This is a genomic window from Pseudonocardia sp. NPDC046786 (assembly GCF_040645415.1).
GTDB lineage: Bacteria > Actinomycetota > Actinomycetes > Mycobacteriales > Pseudonocardiaceae > Pseudonocardia > Pseudonocardia kongjuensis.
Window position 1 is genome coordinate 23896 of record NZ_JBEYYF010000006.1, and the last position, 18879, is coordinate 42774.

General features: G+C 75.6%; 16 protein-coding genes. 6 read left to right on the forward strand and 10 right to left on the reverse strand.

Annotated features, from left to right (window positions below):
• Positions 1–2 precede the first annotated feature (2 nt).
• The 6 genes from ABZ881_RS09130 to ABZ881_RS09155 form a co-directional block, all read right to left on the reverse strand.
• A complete protein-coding gene (locus ABZ881_RS09130) occupies positions 3–1370 on the reverse strand; it encodes a nitrate/nitrite transporter (RefSeq protein WP_358483156.1) in 1368 nt (455 codons plus the stop codon).
• A 99-nt stretch (positions 1371–1469) separates the two neighbouring features.
• Positions 1470–2309 carry an NAD(P)-dependent oxidoreductase gene (locus ABZ881_RS09135; RefSeq protein WP_358483158.1) on the reverse strand — a complete coding sequence of 280 codons (840 nt, stop codon included), beginning with the start codon at positions 2307–2309 and terminating at the stop codon, positions 1470–1472.
• 14 nt (positions 2310–2323) lie between these two features.
• Positions 2324–3151 carry a TIGR02569 family protein gene (locus ABZ881_RS09140; RefSeq protein ID WP_358483159.1) on the reverse strand — a complete coding sequence of 276 codons (828 nt, stop codon included), beginning with the start codon at positions 3149–3151 and terminating at the stop codon, positions 2324–2326.
• Positions 3152–3306: 155 nt separating this feature from the next.
• Positions 3307–6039 carry a hypothetical protein gene (locus tag ABZ881_RS09145; RefSeq protein ID WP_358483161.1) on the reverse strand — a complete coding sequence of 911 codons (2733 nt, stop codon included), beginning with the start codon at positions 6037–6039 and terminating at the stop codon, positions 3307–3309.
• Between the two features lie 281 nt (positions 6040–6320).
• Entirely contained in the window at positions 6321–7493 is a 1173-nt protein-coding gene (gene moeZ, locus ABZ881_RS09150) for an adenylyltransferase/sulfurtransferase MoeZ (RefSeq protein WP_344022382.1), read from the reverse strand.
• A gap of 83 nt (positions 7494–7576) precedes the next feature.
• Complete coding sequence (locus ABZ881_RS09155) at positions 7577–8620, reverse strand: alpha/beta hydrolase (protein WP_358483162.1); 1044 nt, start codon at positions 8618–8620, stop codon at positions 7577–7579.
• Positions 8621–8785: 165 nt separating this feature from the next.
• On the opposite strand from ABZ881_RS09155, the gene ABZ881_RS09160 reads away from it, so the two are divergent.
• From ABZ881_RS09160 to ABZ881_RS09170, 3 genes are all read left to right on the forward strand, one after another.
• Positions 8786–9703: a hypothetical protein gene (locus ABZ881_RS09160; RefSeq protein ID WP_358483164.1), complete on the forward strand. Its 918-nt coding sequence runs from the start codon at positions 8786–8788 to the stop codon at positions 9701–9703.
• A 3-nt stretch (positions 9704–9706) separates the two neighbouring features.
• Complete coding sequence (locus ABZ881_RS09165; protein ID WP_358483167.1) at positions 9707–11914, forward strand: hypothetical protein; 2208 nt, start codon at positions 9707–9709, stop codon at positions 11912–11914.
• 68 nt (positions 11915–11982) lie between these two features.
• On the forward strand, positions 11983–12642 hold the full coding sequence (locus ABZ881_RS09170; RefSeq protein WP_358483168.1) for a TetR/AcrR family transcriptional regulator: 660 nt from the start codon (positions 11983–11985) through the stop codon (positions 12640–12642).
• A gap of 45 nt (positions 12643–12687) precedes the next feature.
• Here ABZ881_RS09170 and ABZ881_RS09175 read toward each other — a convergent pair whose 3' ends face one another.
• Together ABZ881_RS09175 and ABZ881_RS09180 are read right to left on the reverse strand one after the other, a co-directional pair.
• On the reverse strand, positions 12688–13599 hold the full coding sequence (locus ABZ881_RS09175; protein ID WP_344022373.1) for an alpha/beta hydrolase: 912 nt from the start codon (positions 13597–13599) through the stop codon (positions 12688–12690).
• Positions 13600–13628: 29 nt separating this feature from the next.
• Positions 13629–14543 (reverse strand): diiron oxygenase, encoded by a 915-nt coding sequence (locus tag ABZ881_RS09180; protein ID WP_344022371.1) that lies wholly within the window; start codon positions 14541–14543, stop codon positions 13629–13631.
• A gap of 117 nt (positions 14544–14660) precedes the next feature.
• On the opposite strand from ABZ881_RS09180, the gene ABZ881_RS09185 reads away from it, so the two are divergent.
• Both ABZ881_RS09185 and ABZ881_RS09190 read left to right on the forward strand, forming a co-directional pair.
• Positions 14661–15359, forward strand: a complete 699-nt coding sequence (locus ABZ881_RS09185) for a TetR/AcrR family transcriptional regulator (RefSeq protein WP_358483171.1) — start codon at positions 14661–14663, stop codon at positions 15357–15359.
• Between the two features lie 5 nt (positions 15360–15364).
• Entirely contained in the window at positions 15365–15694 is a 330-nt protein-coding gene (locus ABZ881_RS09190) for a DUF4873 domain-containing protein (RefSeq protein ID WP_358483173.1), read from the forward strand.
• A gap of 91 nt (positions 15695–15785) precedes the next feature.
• Here ABZ881_RS09190 and ABZ881_RS09195 read toward each other — a convergent pair whose 3' ends face one another.
• Both ABZ881_RS09195 and ABZ881_RS09200 read right to left on the reverse strand, forming a co-directional pair.
• Positions 15786–16022, reverse strand: a complete 237-nt coding sequence (locus ABZ881_RS09195) for a DUF3107 domain-containing protein (protein WP_344022366.1) — start codon at positions 16020–16022, stop codon at positions 15786–15788.
• Between the two features lie 63 nt (positions 16023–16085).
• Entirely contained in the window at positions 16086–16754 is a 669-nt protein-coding gene (locus ABZ881_RS09200; RefSeq protein ID WP_344022364.1) for a ferritin-like fold-containing protein, read from the reverse strand.
• Positions 16755–17186: 432 nt separating this feature from the next.
• Between ABZ881_RS09200 and ABZ881_RS09205 the strand changes: the two genes are divergently transcribed.
• Positions 17187–18854, forward strand: a complete 1668-nt coding sequence (locus ABZ881_RS09205) for a DEAD/DEAH box helicase (protein WP_358483565.1) — start codon at positions 17187–17189, stop codon at positions 18852–18854.
• The last annotated feature ends 25 nt before the right edge of the window (positions 18855–18879 follow it).

Below are 18879 nucleotides of genomic sequence, written 5' to 3' on the forward strand. Positions count from 1 at the left end.
GGTCAGACCCGGGCGAGCTCGGCGCCGCCCGGCACGGACGCCTGCTTCGGTCGCAGGTACACCGCCCAGGTGACGCCGATGCACACCACGTAGAACGCGAGGAAGCTCCAGAACGCGGGCGTACCCGACTCGACGGTCAGGAACGACTGCCGGAACGCCAGGTTGATGAACAGTCCGCCGAGCGCCCCGACCGCCCCGGCGATGCCGATCACCGCACCGGACAGCCTGCGCGCGGTGCCGAGCTCGGTCTCCCGGTCGCCACCCGCGGCGATCGCGACCCGGGCGCGCCCGGTGAAGATCGCCGGGATCATCTTGTAGGTGGAGCCGTTCCCGATGCCGGACAGCGTGAACAGCAGGATGAAGCCGAGCGTGAACACCGCGAGGGACTGCGCACCGGACGCGGCGATGATGATCAGCGTGGCGACCGCCATCCCGGCGAAATTCCACAGTGTCACGTTGGCGCCGCCGTACCGGTCGGCCAGCCGGCCGCCGATCGGGCGGATCAGCGAGCCGATCAGCGGCCCGATGAAGGTGACCGCCGCCGCCTGCAGCGGGGTGCGGTCGAACTGGTTCTGCAGCACCAGGCCGAAGGCGAACGAGTAGCCGATGAACGAGCCGAAGGTGCCGATGTAGAGGAACGACATGATCCAGGTCTGCCGGTCCCGGCAGGCCTCGGCGAAGGCGCCGGTGTCGTTCGACATGGCGGCGATGTTGTCCATCCGCAGCCACGCCAGCGCCGCGGACACGATCACCAGCGGGATGTAGATCGCGATCAGCACCCGGGGCTGCCCGGCCCCGATGGTCGCGATGACCAGCAGCCCGAGCAGCTGCACCACCGGCACGCCCAGATTGCCGCCGCCCGCGTTCAGGCCGAGCGCCCAGCCCTTGCTCCGCTCCGGGTAGAACGCGTTGATGTTCGCCATCGACGAGGCGAAGTTCCCGCCGCCGACACCGGCGACCGCGGCGACCAGCAGCAGCGTCGTGTACGAGACGCCCGGCTCGATCACGATCAGCGCCAGCAGCAGCGGCACGATCAGCAGCGCCGCGGAGAAGATCGTCCAGTTCCGGCCGCCGAAACGGGCCACCGCGAACGTGTAGGGCAGCCGCAGGATCGCCCCGACCAGGGTCGGCACCGCGACCAGGAAGAACTTCTGGGCCGCGTCGATGCCGTACTCCGGCCCCATGAAGAGCACCAGGACCGACCACATCGTCCACACCGAGAACCCGATGTGCTCGGAGAAGATCGACTGCCAGAGGTTGCGGGAGGCGATCTTCTTACCCGTGCGTTCCCAGAACCCCTCGTCCTCGGGGTCCCAGTGCTCGATCCAGCGTCCGCCGAGACGGCGGCCGGGGGAAGCTGAGGTCGTCACGGATGGCACTCCTGATCGCCGGCGTTCACGTCGTCGACGACGCTAGGGAGCCCCAGTTTCCGACGGGTGGCCTCCTGTGACACGCCGGAAACGCTTATCTCACATGCACGTTGTCATGCCTGTGAGAAGTGCGGTAAGCCAGCGCATCCGGACGCCGAGCGGGAGCTCGCAGAACCCGCCCCCGACGCGGTGGTGCTCGGGCGCGGCCGGATCCGGCTCCGGGCCGCCGGCCAGGATCGCGGCGGCGAGCACCTCGGCGTCGTCGCGCGGGTGGAAGCCGATCGCCGCGCCCTCCTCCAGCGACCACCAGCGGCGGGTGTTCGCCGACACGCCCCACACCACGTGGTGGCCGCGGGTGCCGGGATCGACGGCGGCCTCGACCAGCCGGGCCGCGTCGTCCGGCGACAGCCAGGTGGCGAGCGCGCGGGCGTTGCGCGGCTCCTCGAAGCACGTCCCGATCCGCAGGCTGACGACGGTCAGGCCGTAGCGCTCGTGGTACAGCCTGCCCAGCGCCTCGACGGCGGCCTTGCTCCAGCCGTAGAACGTGTCCGGGGCGTGCCCGGTGGTCGCGGGCAGCGGGACGCCGTCGTCGCGGGTGCGGAACCCGGCGGCATGGTTGCTGGACGCCAGTACGACGGTCCGGACGCCGGCGGCGACCGCGGCGTCGAGCACCGTGCGGGTGCCGGTCAGGTTCGCCTCGACGATCTCGTCCCAGCCGGCCTCGCCGCTGATGCCGGCCAGATGGACGACGGCGTCGGTCCCGTCGACGGCGGCGGCGACCACCGCGGAATCGGTGACCGATCCGGCGTGTACCTGCTCCCCCGGTCCGGCGGTGAGCGGCGCGCTGTCGAGCAGGCGCAGCACTCGGCCGTCGCGGGCGAGCCGGGGCCGCAGCAGCGTCCCCATGTTGCCGGCGGCACCGGTCAGCACGAGCGACACCGTCGTCACCTGGCTCAGAGCCTGCGGCTGATCAGCCCGGCGACCCGCTCGATCCCGGACAGCGACTCGGCGGTGGCGTCCGGGTGCTGGGCGTGCAGGGCGAGCCGGTAGAGCACGGCGCGCAGCAGCGACTGCGGCCACTCCTGCAGCTCCGACCAGCGCTCGATCAGGTCCTCGTCGGCCCCGCCCCAGGCGACGGCGTCGACCACGACGACGGCGGCGGCCCACTCGGCCGGGCGCCAGAACGGAACCAGATCGAGCACGGCGGGGCGGCCGGTCGGGTCGAACAGCATCGCGCCGAACAGCTCGCCGTGCACGACCTGCGGGGTGAGCCTGATCGTGCGCCGGTGCGCGGCGAGCTCGGCGAACAGCCGGCCACCGGTCTCCGGGTGCAGGTCCAGCCTGCGCTCGCCGAACGCGGCGGCGGCCGATCGGGACAGCAGGTCGTCGCGGTCGTCGAGCAGCCGGGGCCGCAGCACCGTGGACGTCGCGGAGTGCAGCCGCAGGGACGCGGCGACGACCTCGTCGTGCCGGGGCTCCGGCGCGCCGGGGACGTAGCGCGACGCGGCCCAGCCGCCGACCACCCAGCGGCCGTCGCTGGACCGCACCGGGCGGGCCAGCCGGACGCCCTCGACCTCCAGGTTCTCCAGGACGGTCGCCGACCAGGCGGCGACGACGTGGTCGGAGACCGGGCGGAGCAGCGTGTCGCCGCACTGCCAGGCACGCTGGCCGGCCCACACGACGGGACGTGGGGCGGTGTCACGCACGCCGAAGGCGACGCGCACGTGCTCGGGCAGGGCGCTCGCGGCCGGCGCGGTGGCGAGCGGGCGGGCAGCGGTCACAGTCGCGACGGTACCCGCGCCACCGGATACTCCGGACCGCGCCACGCCCGAACAGCCGCAACGCGTCACCACGTTCGGTGGACGGGCGCGGCCGGGGCCCGGCGCCCCGCTGCACGGGGCGCCGTACGGCCGCCCGGCCGCGTCCCGGGCGGTGCTCAGTCCTGCGCACCGCCGGAGGTCCACCGGTCGGCGCCGCCGGAGCCGTCGTCCCAGCCCTCGCCTGAATCCCCGCCGGAGTCCCGGCCGCTGCTGCCTGTGCCGCCGTCGCGATCGGTGTCCCGGGCCGAGGACCGTTCCGCGGAACCGTCCCGGGCACCATCGGACGAGCGGCTCGCCGCCCACTCGCTCACCCGCTCCGCCATCTGCTCCTCGGCCCGCCGGTCGGCCTCGGCGAGCACCGGCGCGGCGGCCTCCTTGCCCATCGCCGCCTCGACGTAGGAGCCGGCGACCGCGGAGGCGATCCCGCCGGAGGAGCTGGATGCGTCCGAGCGGCCCGGCCCGCGAGACTGCTCCGGGGCCGCGGAGCGTTCCGCGGAACGCTCCGGGCCGCCGGACGGGGTGTCGTCGCCGGACCGCTCTGTGTCACCGGACCGCTCTGTGTCACCGGACCGCTCTGTGCTCCTCGACCGGTCCGCGTCACCGGATCGCTCCTGGCCGCCGGACCCCTCGGAGCTGCCGGACCGCTGAGGGCTGACCGAGCCCGCTGCACCGCCCGACCGATCCGCGCCGCCCGGCCGATCCGCGCCGCCCAGTACCTCCGAGCGCACCGCGGCGACCCGCTCGATCGCACCCGCGGCCACCCCGGAGCGCGAACGCTCCGGCTGACCGGACCGGTCCGACTGCTCCGACCGGCCCGGCTGATCCGACCGGCCCGGCTGATCCGACCGGCCCGACTGCTCCGAGCGAGACTCGTCCGCGGCGCGGTCGAGGACCGCGGGGCGGGACGGCTCGGCCGCGCGGGACAGCTCCGCCAGTGGGTTCGCATCCCGGGGCGCCGCGGGGCCCGAGCCGGATCCCGCAGGCGCCTCCCGGGCCGCATCCCGATCGGCCGGCCGCGCCCCCGGCTGCGCTCCCGCGCCGGGCCCGCGCTCCGCCGCCCCGGAGTCGACCGGCCCACCCGACCGATCCTCCCCGGACCGGCCGGGACGCACCCCGCCCGGCTCGGTGTCCGGCTGCGCCGTGCCGGTGCGACGGCCCGGACCGCCGGTGACCTCGCCCAGCGCCCGGCCGGCGTCCTGCACGGTGTCGCCCACACCCTCGGTCACCCGGCCGGCCCCCTCGCCAATCCGCTCGACCGGGCCGTCCGGGGCCCGGTCCGGCGCCGGGCGGTTCCGTGGGAACGGCGACGGGCGGTCCGGCGCCGGCCGGGACGGCTCCGCACGGGAGGTCGCCGAGGGGGACGGCCCTGAGCGGTCCGGCCCGGCCGCCTCCGGTGCGGGGCGGTTCCGCGGGAGCGGCGACGGGCGGTCCGCTCCGCCCCGGCCCGGCGGCGCGACGAAACCGACCCGCGAGCCGGCGTCGGCGACCGGGTCCGCCGGTCCGGCGTCCCGGGCCGGGCGCCCGGCTCCCTCCGATCCGTCGGTCCGCGCGGCACGCCCGCCGGACGGGCCCCCGACCAGGGTGTCGATCCCGTCGGCGGCCTCCGAGACCACGCCGCCGAGCGCCTGTCCCGGGCCGGCGGGCTGCTGCGGGGCGCGATCGCCGGTCCCCCGCGGTTCCGGCTCCGGCGACGCCGTGCTGCCGTCCCGCGGCCCGCGCGGATCCAGCGGTGGCCCGCTGGTGCTCACGTCGTCCCGTCCCCGATCGCCCGCGGTCTCCCGGCCACCCGTCACGATCTGCAGGTCCCGGCGGCGGCCGATCGGCTCCGGCGACACGGGGCGCTCGCCGCGGGCCAGTGCGAGCACGTCCCCGGACACCTGGTCGGTGCCCGTCCGGTCACCCGGTAGCGGCGCCGCCGTCGCCCGCCGCAGCCCCTCCTCCAAGGCCCTCAGCTCCTCGGCCGTGGTGTCGCGGCGGCGGGCCCGCAGGTCCCGCTGCTCCTCCAGCGACGCCGCCGCCGCCACCTGCTCACCCATCCGCCGGGTGGGCGGGGGCAGCTCCGCGACGATCTGCTCCATCTCGGCGAGCTCCTGCTCGGCGAGCGCCAGCGAGTCCCCGACCTTCCCCCGTGAGGCGTACACGTCCAGCTGCGACCGCAGCGCGGCCTGCTGCTGGCGCAGGACGTCGCGCCGCTGCTGCAGCCGGGCCACCGGGGCCGGGGTGCGTTGCCCGGCGTGTGGGGAGCTGCGCCAGGTCTGCTCGGCCTCCTCCAGGATCACCAGCTGCTCGTCCAGCGCCGCCAGTGCGATCCGCGCGTCGCCCGCCCAGTCGTCCGCGGTACGGCCGCCGTCGGCGCCGGGTCCGCCGACCGACGGCACCGGCGGCGTCGTGATCAGGGCGTATCCGGCGAGCAGGGTCGCGGTGGCACCGATCAGGGCGAACGTCCGGCGGTGCCGCAGCGGCCCGCGCGGCGCCCGCAGCCGGGCCGGGGCATCGGACCGCAGCAGACGGTCGCGCCCCCCGGGCGCCGCGGCCGCACGACCCGGTCGCGGTTCCTCCCCGACGCGTCCGGCCCCGGAGCCGGGCCGGGTCCCGGACCGGGTCCCGGACCGGGGACCGGGCTGAGGCCGGGGCCGGGACGGGATCTCGGGCGCGGGCCGGGGCTCGGGCTCAGGTTCGGGTTCGGGCTCGGGCTCGCGCAGCCACGGGAGCGTCCCGGCGAGCCGCTCGTCACCCGCCGCCTGGGCCGCGGCCCGGCGCGCCTGCCGGGCCCGGACCCGGTGCGCCGCGGAGCAGTACCGGCGCTGCGGCCGCGCCACCGGCGGACCGTCGTCCGGCTCGATCACCACGTCGCAACCGTCCAGCGCACACCGTCGCACCGGTCCGTCCACAGTGTCCTCCCCCGCCGTCGTCACGCCGGTCACCGGCGTGCACCGGCTTGTCGCGATGACCCGGGGTGATGTTTCGGCGAAACGGTCCACATCGGAGCCGAATCCTCGATCTTCACCCGTTCGGCGGAGTGAGAGTGGAGCACCTATCAAGTAGCTGGACGGTTACTCACCGGTTACCAGAACGGCCGCCGCCCCGCGTGTGCGGGACGGCGGCCGTGTCGGTGCAGAGAGCGCGACGGTCAGTAGGTCGGCTGCGAGGGGTCGATCTGCTTCACCCAGGACAGCACGCCACCACCGACGTGCACGGCGTCGGCGAAACCGGCCCGGTGCAGGGCCGCCAGCGCCTCGGCGGAACGGCCACCGGACTTGCAGTGCAGCACCACCGGCCGGTCCTGCGCGATCTCGGACAACGCCTCCCCGGACAGGATCCGGTCCTTGGGAATCAGCGTCGCCCCCGGGATCGAGACGATCTCGTACTCGTGCGGCTCCCGGACGTCGATCAGCTGGAAGTCCTTGCCCGCGTCGATCATCTGCTTGAGCTCGCCGACGGTGATCGTGTTCCCGGCGGCCGCGTCCTGCGCGTCCTGGGTGACGGTGCCGCAGAACGCCTCGTAGTCGATCAGCTCGGTGATCTTCGGCGTCTCCGGGTCCTTGCGGATCTTCACCTGGCGCCAGGTCGTCTCCAGCGCGTCGTAGATCACCAGGCGACCGAGCAGCGGCTCACCGATCCCGGTGATCAGCTTGACCGCCTCGTTCACCATGATCGAGCCGATCGACGCGCAGAGCACGCCGAGCACGCCGCCCTCGGCGCACGAGGGCACCATCCCGGGCGGCGGGGGCTCCGGGTAGAGGTCGCGGTAGTTGAGGCCCTGCCCGTTCGGCGCGTCCTCCCAGAAGACCGACGCCTGCCCTTCGAAGCGGAAGATCGAGCCCCAGACGTAGGGCTTGCCGAGCAGCACCGCCGCGTCGTTCACCAGGTAGCGAGTGGCGAAGTTGTCGGTGCCGTCCAGGATCAGGTCGTAGTCCCGGAACACGTCCAGGACGTTCTCGCTGGTCAGCCGCTCGTTGTGCAGGCGGACGTCGACGTAGGGATTGACCTCGCGGATCGAGTCGCGGGCCGACTCGGCCTTGGGCCGGTCGACGTCGGACTGGCCGTGGATGATCTGACGCTGCAGGTTCGACTCGTCGACCACGTCGAACTCGACGATCCCCAGCGTGCCCACCCCCGCGGCCGCCAGGTACAGCAGAGCGGGCGAACCGAGGCCGCCCGCTCCGACGACCAGGACCTTGGCGTTCTTCAGCCGCTTCTGCCCGTCCATCCCGACGTCCGGGATGATGAGGTGGCGGCTGTACCGCTCGACCTCCTCCTTGGTGAGCTCGGCAGCCGGCTCCACCAGCGGCGGTAGCGCCATCTCGTCCACTCCTCCGAAGTTCACGTGCGGGTCTCAGGGCGTCTCAACGCACCGGGGCCGCTCCATCTTCCCCGACCGGGCCATCAGGTCTCGTCCCACAGCCCGGCGACGGCGAGCGCCACCCGCTCAGGGGCCTCGATCTGCGCGACGTGCCCGGTGCGGGGCAGCACCAGCATCCGCGCGTCCGGCAGTGCGGCGGCGGTCCGGCGGGCCAGCCGCGGCGACACGATCCGGTCCGCGCCGCCCCACAGGACCAGCGACGGCACCCGCACCTTCGACGCCCGCTGCCAGGCCGACCGGCCCGCCCAGGTGGCGAGCAGGCCGCGGGTGGCGCCGTCGGTCGCCTCGGCCGCCCACGGCAGCGTCGCGCGGTGCTCGTGCTCGGCGATCAGCTCGTCGAGCCTGCGCTCGGACCCGCGCTGCGGGTCGGCGAAGCAGATCCGCACGATCCGCTCGGCCCGGTCGCGCACCGGCTCGACGGCCAGCGCCCGGCGCGCACCCCGGCCCAGCACCGGGACCATGGCCAGCGCCATCCGCGGATCGGAGAGCCGCCGCGGATCGGGGCGCAGGTCGGGCATCGCGGGCGACACCAGCGTCAGCGACCGCACCAGCTCGGGACGCCGGGCGGCGACGGTCATCGCGATCAGCCCGCCGAGCGAGTTCCCCACCAGGTGGAACCGGCCGTCGTGGCGTTCCCCGGCCCGGGCCCGCTGCTCGCGCCGCCCGGCCAGCCAGCAGAGCAGCGCGTCCGCCATGCCGTCCGGGGTGTAGTCGCGGGCCGCGGTCGGCTCGGACAGGCCGAACCCGGGCAGGTCGACCGACAGCCCGGCCGCACGCGACGCCAGCAGCCCGGCCAGATCCGTCCAGTTCGTCGCCGACCCGGCGAGCCCGTGCACGTAGACGGCCTCCGACGCGTCCGGCGCGCACGCCGCACCGGTCCCCGGGGTCGCCCGGACGTGCAGCGACACGCCACCCGCGGTGATCGTCGCGCCGGGCCACGGCGGGATCTCGTCGGGCAGCGTGGCGAGCGTCGCCGGATCGGCGGTGCGCGGCTGCGGGACCTGCGTGCGGGCGGGCCGGGGCGCGGTGACGGACGGGTGAACGGGGAGCGACGTACCGGCGGCCATCCGATCAGGATGACGTGTCGCGCCCGCCCACGCCGATCACGGGTGACGGCCGTCTCGTCACCGGCACCGATCTTCGTCACTCCGCGTTCTCCAGCGCACACCGAGCGCAACAACCGGGCGGTCCACGCGTTGTACCGGGGGGACGCCGGACACGGGAGGACGCGCATGGGGCGGATCGCCGGATCGGCTGCGGCTCGGCTCGCCGGCTTCGGCGCGGCGTCCGTGCTCGTCTTCACCGGCGCGTGGACGGCGGGTGGCGCGCTGGACGCGATGGCCGCGGCGGAGGGCGGGGAGACCGCCGAGCTCGGCGACGGGCGGGTGCTCCCGGCCGCCGGGCCGGACGTCCCGCAGCCCGGCGGCGTGACCAGCACCGCGGCCGGCTACACGCTCACCCCGACCCGGCTGATGTACCCGTGGCGGGAGGCCACCGAGATCACCTTCACCGTCACCGGTTCGGACGGCGAGCCGGTGACCCGGTTCGACACCCGCGGTGACGGCTCGCCGGTGATGGACGTCGCCGTCATCCGCCGGGACGTCGCCGGGTACACCCGGCTGCGCGCCGAGGCCGGCCCGGACGGCGTGTGGCGGGCCCCGATGACATTCCCCGGCGAGGGCGTGTGGCGGCTCTACGCGGCGTTCACCCCGACCGGCGGGCCGGCCCTCGATCTCGGTGTGGACGTGCACGTCCCCGGCCCGTACGGCGCGTTCCGGTTCGACCACGAGGACCGGTCCGGCCTGTGCGGTCCCAGCGACCAGCAGGTCCGGCTGGACGGTGCGCTGCTGCCCGGCGGCACCTCGCGGCTGTTCGCCACGGTCGCCCGCGACGGCGTCCCGGTCACCGATCTCGAACCGGTCGACGGCGGCGCGTTCGGCTCGCTGACCGTGGTCCGGCAGGGCGATCTGGCCCGGTTCCCGGTGCGGCCGGAGGTGACCGGGGCGGACGCCGACGACCGGGCCGGGCCCGGCATCGCGTTCTCCGCGTCGGTCCCGGCGGCCGGCGACCACCGGCTGTTCCTCGACTACCGGTCCGACGGGGAGCTCCGCTCCTGCGAGTTCACCCTGCCGACGGCGCCGGGAAGCTGAGCCGTGCGCTCCCCGCAGCCGTTCCCGGTCGCCGTCACCGCCGCTGTGACGGCGCTGCTGCTGCCGGTGGCCGGACCGCCGCTCGCGCCGCCGCCCGCCCTGCCGGGATTGCTCGCGGTGAGCGTGCTGCTCGCGACGGGCGTCGTCCTGGTCGCCGGCCGGGCCGGGCACCGGGCGGCGGCCGCCGCGCTGCGGACCGGGACCGTCACCGCCGACGTGGGCGTCTCGGTCGCGACGCTCGGCGCGTCGGCGTGGGCGGCACCGGCGGTGCTCGCCGCGGCCGTCTCCCCGGCGGGATCGCAGGCCGTGCTCGGCGGGTGGGGTGCCGGGGCCGGGCCGGCGGAGCTGCTCGGGCTGCTGGGCGGCCCGGCCCTGCTGCCCGGCACGGCGGCCGTGCTGACCGTGCTCGCGGTCCTCGTGCAGCGCACCGGCCGGAACGGCTCGGCGACCGCCGGTACGGGCCGGCCGGCCCGAGGGTTCGATCCGGCGGACCCGGCAGGCGCCGCGCCGGGTCCGCGGGACGCGTTGCGCGCGGTGGCGGACCGCTGGTGCGCGCGCGCGGTCCCGGCGGTGGTGCTGCTCGCGCTGGCCGTGACCGGGTTCCGGGTGGGTGCCGGGCAGCCGTGGCCGGAGGCGGGCCAGGCCGGTCTCGCGGTGCTCCTGGCCGCCTGCCCGGTCGCGCTGCTCGCCGCGGTCCCGGCCGCCGTGCGGGCCGCCGACCGGGCCGGCGGGCCGGACGTGCGGCTGCCGCTGCCCGGCCTCGGGCCCCGCCAGGACCCGATCGGCTGGACCCGGCCGTTCGGCGCGCACGGCGTCGTCGCGCGGATCGACACCGTCGTGCTTGCCGGGCCGGACGTGCTCACCGGGGCCGGTCCCGGCGCGGTCGTCGTGCACCCGGCGCCCGGCGAGGATCCGGCCACGGTGCTGCGGCTGGCCGCGTCGGTGACGGCGGGCTGCCGGCCCGGATCCGATCTCGCGCCGGTCGCCCGGGGACTGGCCGCCGCCCACGGCGGGCCGGTGCCGGACGTCGCCGAGGCCGACGAGCAGCCGGGCCTCGGGGTGTCCGGGCTGGTCGCCGAGCTGATCCCGGTCGACGGCCTGCGGCCGGGAGTGGTCACCGGCCGGCTGCGTGGCGGGGCCGGGAACCGGCCTTCCAACGGCACCGGCCCGAGCACGGCGGGTAGAGCGGCGGTTACGGCGGCCGACACCGTGGCGGGTACCGCCGCCGGGCAGCCGGTGGTCGCCCTCGCCGAACACCCCGCCGGTCCCGCGCGCACGGCTGATCCCGCCCGTCCCGCCACCGGTCCCGACCGCGCCGCCGGTCCCGCTCGTCCCGTCGGGCCTGCCGGTCCCGACCACGCCGCTGGCCCCGCCGGTCCTGCCGGTCCTGCCGGTCCTGCCGGTCCCGTGCCCGGCCCGGCCGCGACGGTGGTGGCGCACGCGGTGCTCGCGGGCTCCGCGGAGTGGCTCCGGGAGCACGGCGTCCGGCTCCCGCCCGGCCTGCGGGCGGAGCGCGAGCGCGCCGTCGCCGCGGGGGCCTCCGTGGTCGCCGTCGCCTGGGACGGCGCGGCCCGGGCCGTCTGCACCCTGGAGCGGGTCGCGCACCCGTCGGTGGCCGCCGGGACGGCGGCGCTGCGGGCCGCCGGCGCCGCGCCTGCTCTGCTCACCCCCGACGACGACGGTGCCGCGCACACCCTCGCCCGGGCCGCCGGACTGGACCCGGCGGACCCGGACGCCGTCCGCGCCGGGCTGGGGCCCGCGGCCCGGGCGGCCGCCGTCGCGGGACTGCGTGCCCGCGGCCGCACCGTCGCCGTCGCAGCCGATCCCGGGACCGACCCGGACGCGCTGGCCGGCGCCGATCTCGCCGTCGCGCTGCGCCCCTGGCCCGCCGGGGACGGCGCGACCACCCCCGGTCCCGGCGAGCGGGACCCGGTTCCCGCCCCCGCGACGGGATCCGCGAGGATCGCCGCCCGGGGCGGCCCCGCCGAGGTGGCCGCAGCCCTCGTACTGGCCCGGCGGGCCCGCGCGCACACCCGCCGCGCGGTCGTCGCCGCGGCGGTGCTGGCGGCCGTCGGGACGGCCCTCGCGGTCGCCGGAGCACCCGGTCCCGCGGTCGCCGCGCTGCCGGTCCTGGGGGCGCTCGCGGTGCGCGCCCGGCGGATCCGGACGGGTGTCCGGGCACCGTCCGGCGCACCGCCGGAATGCCGATGACGCAGCGTTCGAAATCCCGGTTACCAGCGGGTAGGGTGACCCCACACCGGGTGAAAGGTAGGGGGCCGATGACCGGAACCGCCACGCCTCGGGGCGCGCGCCTGTCCCGTGGAGCGCGCCGCGCCCAGCTGCTGCTGGCCGCCCGCGACGTGTTCGCCGAGCAGGGCTACCACGCGGCGGCGATGGACGACATCGCCGAGCGGGCCGGGGTCAGCAAGCCGGTCCTCTACCAGCACTTCCCCGGCAAGCTCGAGCTGTACCAGGCACTGCTGACGACCTACGCCGAGGAGCTCGTCGAGCGCGTCTCCGGGGCGATCGAGCGGACCGGCGACAACAAGGAGCGCGTGCAGGCCGCCGTCGCCGCCTACTTCGACTTCGTCGCCGGTGAGGGCAAGGCGTACCGGCTGGTGTTCGAGTCCGACCTGCGGGGCGACCCGGAGGCCGCCTCCGTGGTGGAGAGCGCGCTCGACCGGTGCATCGACGCGGTCGCCGGTGCGGTCACCACCGACGCCGGGCTGGACCAGGACCGGGCCCGGCTGCTCGCCGTCGGACTGGTCGGGCTCAGCCAGGTCGGCGCCCAGTTCTGGCTGGACTCCGACCAGCGGGTCCCGCGCGACGAGGCGGTGGCGCTGATGACGTCGCTGGCCTGGCGGGGCATCGGCGGGTTCCCCAAGCTCACCGACAGCCCGGACCAGCGACCCGAGCAGCAGCGCACCGACCTGCACTGACCGGCACCTGCACCGACCGCGACCTGCATCGACCGGGCCGGGCGGTCACGCCGCCCGGTCGAGCCCGGCCGTCCCGCGCACCAGCGCACCGATCCGGGCCGCCACCCCGGCGACCCGCTCGACGGGCAGCATGTGCCCGGCGTCCGGGAACACGGTCAGCCCGGCGCGGGGCAGCCGGTCCCGGATCCGGCGCGAGTAGCGGGGCGGGGTCAGCCGATCCCGGGACCCGACCAGCACCTCGACCGGGAGCTCGGCGAACGCGGCCAGCGCCGCGTCCCGCTCGTGCGCGGTCAGCGTCGGGGTGAACCCGGAGATCGTCGTCGGACGGCAGGCGGCGATCGCGTCGCAGGTGAGCCGGACCGCGTCGCGGTCCGGGTGCCGACCGAGCAGCAACGGCCGGACGGCGGCCCGCAGCAGCGCCGGATGCGTGCTCAGCGCTCGCCGGTCGGTCCACAGCGGGCTGACGGTGACCTTCTCCTTGCCGGCCAGGAACAGCTCCGCCGGGCGGCCGCTCATGCCGAGCGTCGCCGCCGCGCCGAGCCCGCCGCTGGCGGTGGCGACCAGTGCCACCCCGGCGACCCGGGCCGCGACCAGGTCCGGATGCCGCTGGGCGAGCGACATCGCGGTCATCCCGCCCATCGAGTGCCCGGCGATCACCACCGGCCCGGCCGGGACGACCTGGGTGATCACCTCGGCCATGTCGTCGGCCAGCCGCTCGAGGGTCTTGTGCTCGTCGGGGGTGTCGTCGGACCGGCCGTGCCCGCGGTGGTCGTAGCGGACCACCCGGGCCGGCGGTGCGGACTGCGCACCGCCGGCCAGCACGTCCGCGACCGGCGCCCAGCAGCGCTCGTCGAGGGTCCAGCCGTGCGCCAGGAGCACCGTCACCGGTGCCGACTCCGGCCCGGACACCCGCACGTACAGCCCGGTCCCGTCGCGGGTCACGATCCGCCTGCTCACGTCCGGCTCCTCTCGGTTCTGGCTGGGTCTCAGATCAGGTGGGCGCGCTTCCACAGCAGCTCCGACGGGCCGCCGATGACGCCCTGCTCCCGCAGGAACGGCACGAGCTTGCGGGCCGACCAGCGCAGCATCTCGCGATGGTGCGGATTGGCCCGCGCGGCCCGCCGGCCGACCGACGGCTCGATGCCGACGCTGCGGTAGACCTCGGGATGGATCAGGTTCCGGGCGACGACGTAGGCGATCGCCGCGGTCTCGTTCCGGGCCAGCATGCGCTGCGCCGCGTTCGTCCGCGGCATGAGCCGCTGCAGCTCCTCGCGGGCGTACCGGACGTGCCGCGCCTCCTCCGTCACGTGGATCTTGTTGATCATCCGGGACAGCGGCTGGACGCGCTCGTCGCGCATCCCCTCGCGCTGCAGCTGGTCGAGGATCTCCTCGACGTAGAGCGTCCCGGCGAACATCGCCGGACCGGTCCCGATCGTCTTCATCACCCGGCCCAGCTCGTGGGTGATCCGGTCCGGCGCGTAGTCCGGGACCCCGTAGCGCTCGGTGGCCTTGGCGAACATCATCGAGTGCCGGCACTCGTCGGCGATCTCCACCAGCGCGTACTGAATGTGCGCGCGACGCGGGTCGCGGTCGTAGGCGTAGCGCAGCAGCATCTGCATGAGGATCATCTCGAACCACAGCCCGATCCGGGCGACGCTGCAGAACTCGTGCACCGACAGCGTGACCCGCTGCTCCTCGGACAGCCCGTCCCACAGCGGGGTGCCGTACAGCGAGACCCGCTCGGGGACGACGCCGTAGCGGCCCTCGACCAGCGGCGCCTCCCAGTCGATGTCGATCGACGGGTCGTAGGACCGGTCGACCGAGCTGCGCAGCAGCCGCCGCGCCGTGTCCTCGCGGTCGGCCACCCGGGCCTTGCTGCCGGTGCGGGCGGGAGCGCTCATCGGGCACGCCTTCCTGTCTGACGCCGGTCCGGCCGGGGCCGGATCCGTGGGCGATGTGCTGTTCCGGACACCGCAGGCGACTTGCTGTTACCAGCGGTAACGGCTACCACTGGTAACGTGCCCCAGGAGCAGAGGGATGTCAAGCCGGACGCCCGCACCCAGCGCCGCGAGCAACGCCGGTCGGAGATGGTCGATGCGGCCGTCGAGGCCGTCCGCGAACACGGCCCCGGCGTGTCCGTCGCGCAGATCGCCGCGGCCGCCGGGATCACCAAGCCGGTGCTCTACCGGCACTTCACCGACCGGGCCGACCTGCAACGCGCCGTCGGCGAGCGGGCGGCGGAGATGCTGATGGAGCGCATCTACCCGGTGCTCGCGGTGGAGGCCGAGCCGATCGAGCACGTCGCCGCGGTGATCGACGCGTTCCTCGGCGGGGTCGAGGACGAGCCGCAGCTCTACCGGTTCGTCGTCGCCAACCCGGCGGAGCCGGCCCCCGGCGCCGAGATCGTCGAGGACGTCCGTGGCCGGATCGGTGCCCTGCTGGCCACCCTGATCGGTGAGCGCCTGCGCGCCGACGGACGTGACTCCGGCGGCGCCGAGGTCTGGGCGCTCGGACTCATCGGGCTCGTCCAGGCCGCCGGGGAGTGGTGGCTGGACCGCCGCACGATGAGCCGGGACGCGCTGACCAACTACCTGTCCGCGCTGATCTGGGGCGGGATCGCCGGCGTCGCCGGGCTGGACGCGCCGACCGCGAACGCCGACATCCTGCGGCTGGTGCCGAACCCGCACACCGCGACCGGCACCGGCCCGGAGGACTGACCGGCATGGACGAGCACGAGCACGAGCACGGCGACGAGGGGTACCGGGGCCCGGCGACGCTGGTCGTCGACGGCGAGGAGATCCCGGTGGAGGTGCTGCTGGACGCCCGGCACGAGCCGTTCGACGGCCGCCTGCACTGGTCCGGCCGGGTGCTCGCGCATCCGCGGCTGAGCGAGCTGCTGGGCACCCGGGGCGCCGACGCCGAGATCCGGACCCCGGGGCACGCCGCCGCCGGGACGCTGTCCGAGCCGGACCTGTGGGACCGGTTCCGGATCGCCGGGACCGGGCGTCCGCCGTTCGCGCTGGACGACCCGCCGCCGCCGGAGACCGACTGAGCGGCACCGGCGGCAGCACACGGAACGGGCCCGGTCCCCGCAGGGACCGGGCCCGCGGCCACCGGTCGGTCGCGCCGGTGGCGCACGCCGCTCAGGGCTTGGCAGCCAGACCGAACCCGACCTTGCGCTCCTCGCCCGGGCCGATCTCCACGTAGGAGATCCGCCCCACCGGGACGACGAAGCGGTTGCCCTGATCGTCGGTCAGGTCCAGCAGACCGTCGTCGGACTTCATCGCCCCGCTCACGAGCTGGGCCACCTCGTCCGGCGTGCGGTCGCTGGACACCACGAGCTCGCGCGGGGTCTCCGCGATGCCGATCTTGACCTTCACCGGTTGGCCTCCCGATCCGTTCACGTCCTGCCCTTGCCGGCGCCAGGCTAGTCCAGAACGGGCTCACGACAGCCCGAGCCTGCTCATCCGCCTGCCGTGGGCCACCTGGACGGTCTTGATCAGGCCCGCGACGCCGCCCTTCTCCCCCGACCCGAGCACGATGAACTCGGCCAGCTCGTCCCGCTCGGCCACCACCCGCTGGGCGTGCGTGACGGCCTCGCCGAGCAGCCGCCTGCCCCACAGGGCGAGCCGGTCGCGCTGGTGCGGGTTCGCCTCGCAGGCGGCGCGCACCTCGCGCTCGGCGAACGCCGAGTGGCCGGTGTCGGCCAGCACCCGGCGGACCAGGTCACCGGTGGCCGGATCCACCCAACCGGCGACCTCGCGGTAGAAGTCGGCACCCAGGCCGTCCCCCAGGTAGGCCTTCACCAGCGACTCCAGCCAGCTCCGCGGGGCGGTCGAGGCGTGGTAGCTGTCGATCAGGGTGACGAACGGCGCCATCGCGTCGGCGATCGCCACGCCTGCCCCGCCGAGGTGCTCCTCGATCAGCCGGAAGTGGCCGATCTCCGCGGCCGCCATCGTGGACAGCTGGGCCCGGCCCGCGAGGGTCGGCGCGGCCCGCGCGTCCTCGGCGAGCCGGTCGAACGCGGACAGTTCGCCGTAGCCGAGCACGCCGAGCAGCTCGACGGTCACCGGGGTGGGTCCGGCGGCCGGCGAACCGGCATCGGTGGTCATGGCGGCCACCCTAACCGGATGGTGGGCGGCACCCCGGATGATCACCTGCGGGGTGCGCGAGGTATCTCACTCGTCCGGCGCGCGGCGTCCTCGTCGTGCAATGGGACGTCGAGGGGTATCATGCGGACAGCGCGTTGCCGACATGCGGACGACGTGCACACGCGCGGGACCGGGAAACGGGGCGGGCGGGCCGTACTTCGGCCGGCCACATCTCACCGGACCCGCACCCGACATGGTGCGCGCAGCGCCTCGGCGGCTCTCCTGCCCCGACCCCGACGCGGGCGAGCGGCGGTCGACGAGCCACGCCACGGCTCCTGTGCGCGGAGAGAGGCGATCATCCTGTCCGTTCCCGAAGACAGCGCAGAAGCCGGCGCCGGTCCCGCCACGGAGACCACCGGCACCGAGGCCGACCCGGGCTTCCTGTCCACCGGCATCACCCCCGCCGAGGCCCCGCTCGGCGTCACCAATCCCGGCGGCGAGAAGCTGCCCCCGACCTTCGCCGAGCTCGGCGTCCGCGAGGAGATCGTCTCCGCGCTCGCGGAGAACGACATCGTCCGCACCTTCGCGATCCAGGAGCTGACGCTCCCGCTGGCGCTGGCCGGTGAGGACGTGATCGGCCAGGCCCGTACCGGCACCGGCAAGACGCTGGGCTTCGGCGTGCCGCTGCTGCAGCGGATCACCCCGCCCGGCGAGCGGGCCGCCGCCACCGCCGAGGGCGAGGCCGCGGACCGCACGAAGGACGTCCCGCAGGCGCTCGTCGTCGTCCCGACCCGCGAGCTCTGCGTGCAGGTCGCGCGGGACATCGCCGCGGCGGGCAAGAACCTGGGCGTGCGTGTCGTGGCCATCTACGGCGGCCGCGCCTACGAGCCGCAGCTGGAGGCCCTGCGCAAGGGCGTCGACGTCATCGTCGGCACACCCGGCCGACTGCTGGACCTCGCCGAGCAGCGGCACCTGGTCCTCGGGCGGGTCAAGGCGCTCGTCCTCGACGAGGCCGACGAGATGCTCGACCTGGGCTTCCTGCCCGACGTCGAGCGCATCCTGCGGATGCTCCCCGAGGAGCGGCACACGATGCTGTTCTCGGCGACCATGCCGGGCCCGATCGTGCAGCTGTCCCGGGCGTTCCTCACCCGCCCGACGCACATCCGCGCCGAGGAGGCCGACCAGGGCTCCATCCACGAGCGCACCAAGCAGCTCGTCTACCGGGCGCACGCGATGGACAAGGTCGAGCTGGTCACCCGGGTCCTGCAGGCCCGTGAGCGCGGCTTGACCATGATCTTCACCCGGACCAAGCGGACCGCCCAGCGGGTCGCCGACGACCTGGCCGAGCGCGGGTTCGCCGCGGCCGCGGTGCACGGCGACCTGGGTCAGGGTGCCCGCGAGCAGGCGCTACGCGCGTTCCGCTCGGAGAAGGTCGACGTGCTGGTCGCGACGGACGTCGCGGCCCGCGGCATCGACGTCACCGGGGTCACCCACGTGATCAACTACCAGTGTCCCGAGGACTCCAAGACCTACGTGCACCGGATCGGCCGGACCGGGCGCGCCGGGCGCGAGGGCGTCGCCGTCACGCTCGTCGACTGGGACGAGATGCCGCGCTGGAAGATGATCTCCGACGACCTGTCGCTGGGCATCGACGAGCCGGTGGAGACGTACTCGACGTCGGACCACCTGTTCACCGACCTGGACATCCCGACCAGCGCGACCGGGCGGCTGCCGCTGTCCGCGCGCACCCGGGCCGGGCTCGGCGCCGAGTACATCGACTCCGAGGGCGACCACCAGGGATCGCGCAAGCAGCGCGGCGGCGGCCGCACCGGCCGGGACTCCGGGCCGTCCGCCCAGCCGGGTGACGACGACGGCCGTCGTCCCGCCCGCAAGCGGCGCGCCCGCACCCGGACCCGGGGCGGGGTGACCGTCGACGCCGGCTCCACGGCCGGCGAGGCCCCCCAGGAGTCGTCCGGCTCCGCCGCACCCGCCACCGGCCCCGAGGCGTCCGGCTCCGCCGACGGCGAGGGCACGAAGCCGCGCCGCAGGCGGCGCCGCGGCGGGTCCCGGCGGCGGTCCGGTGGCGAGTCCGCCGACGGGGCCGACGCCGCCGCCAGCTGACGGGCCCGTACCGCGTGCTGCGCCC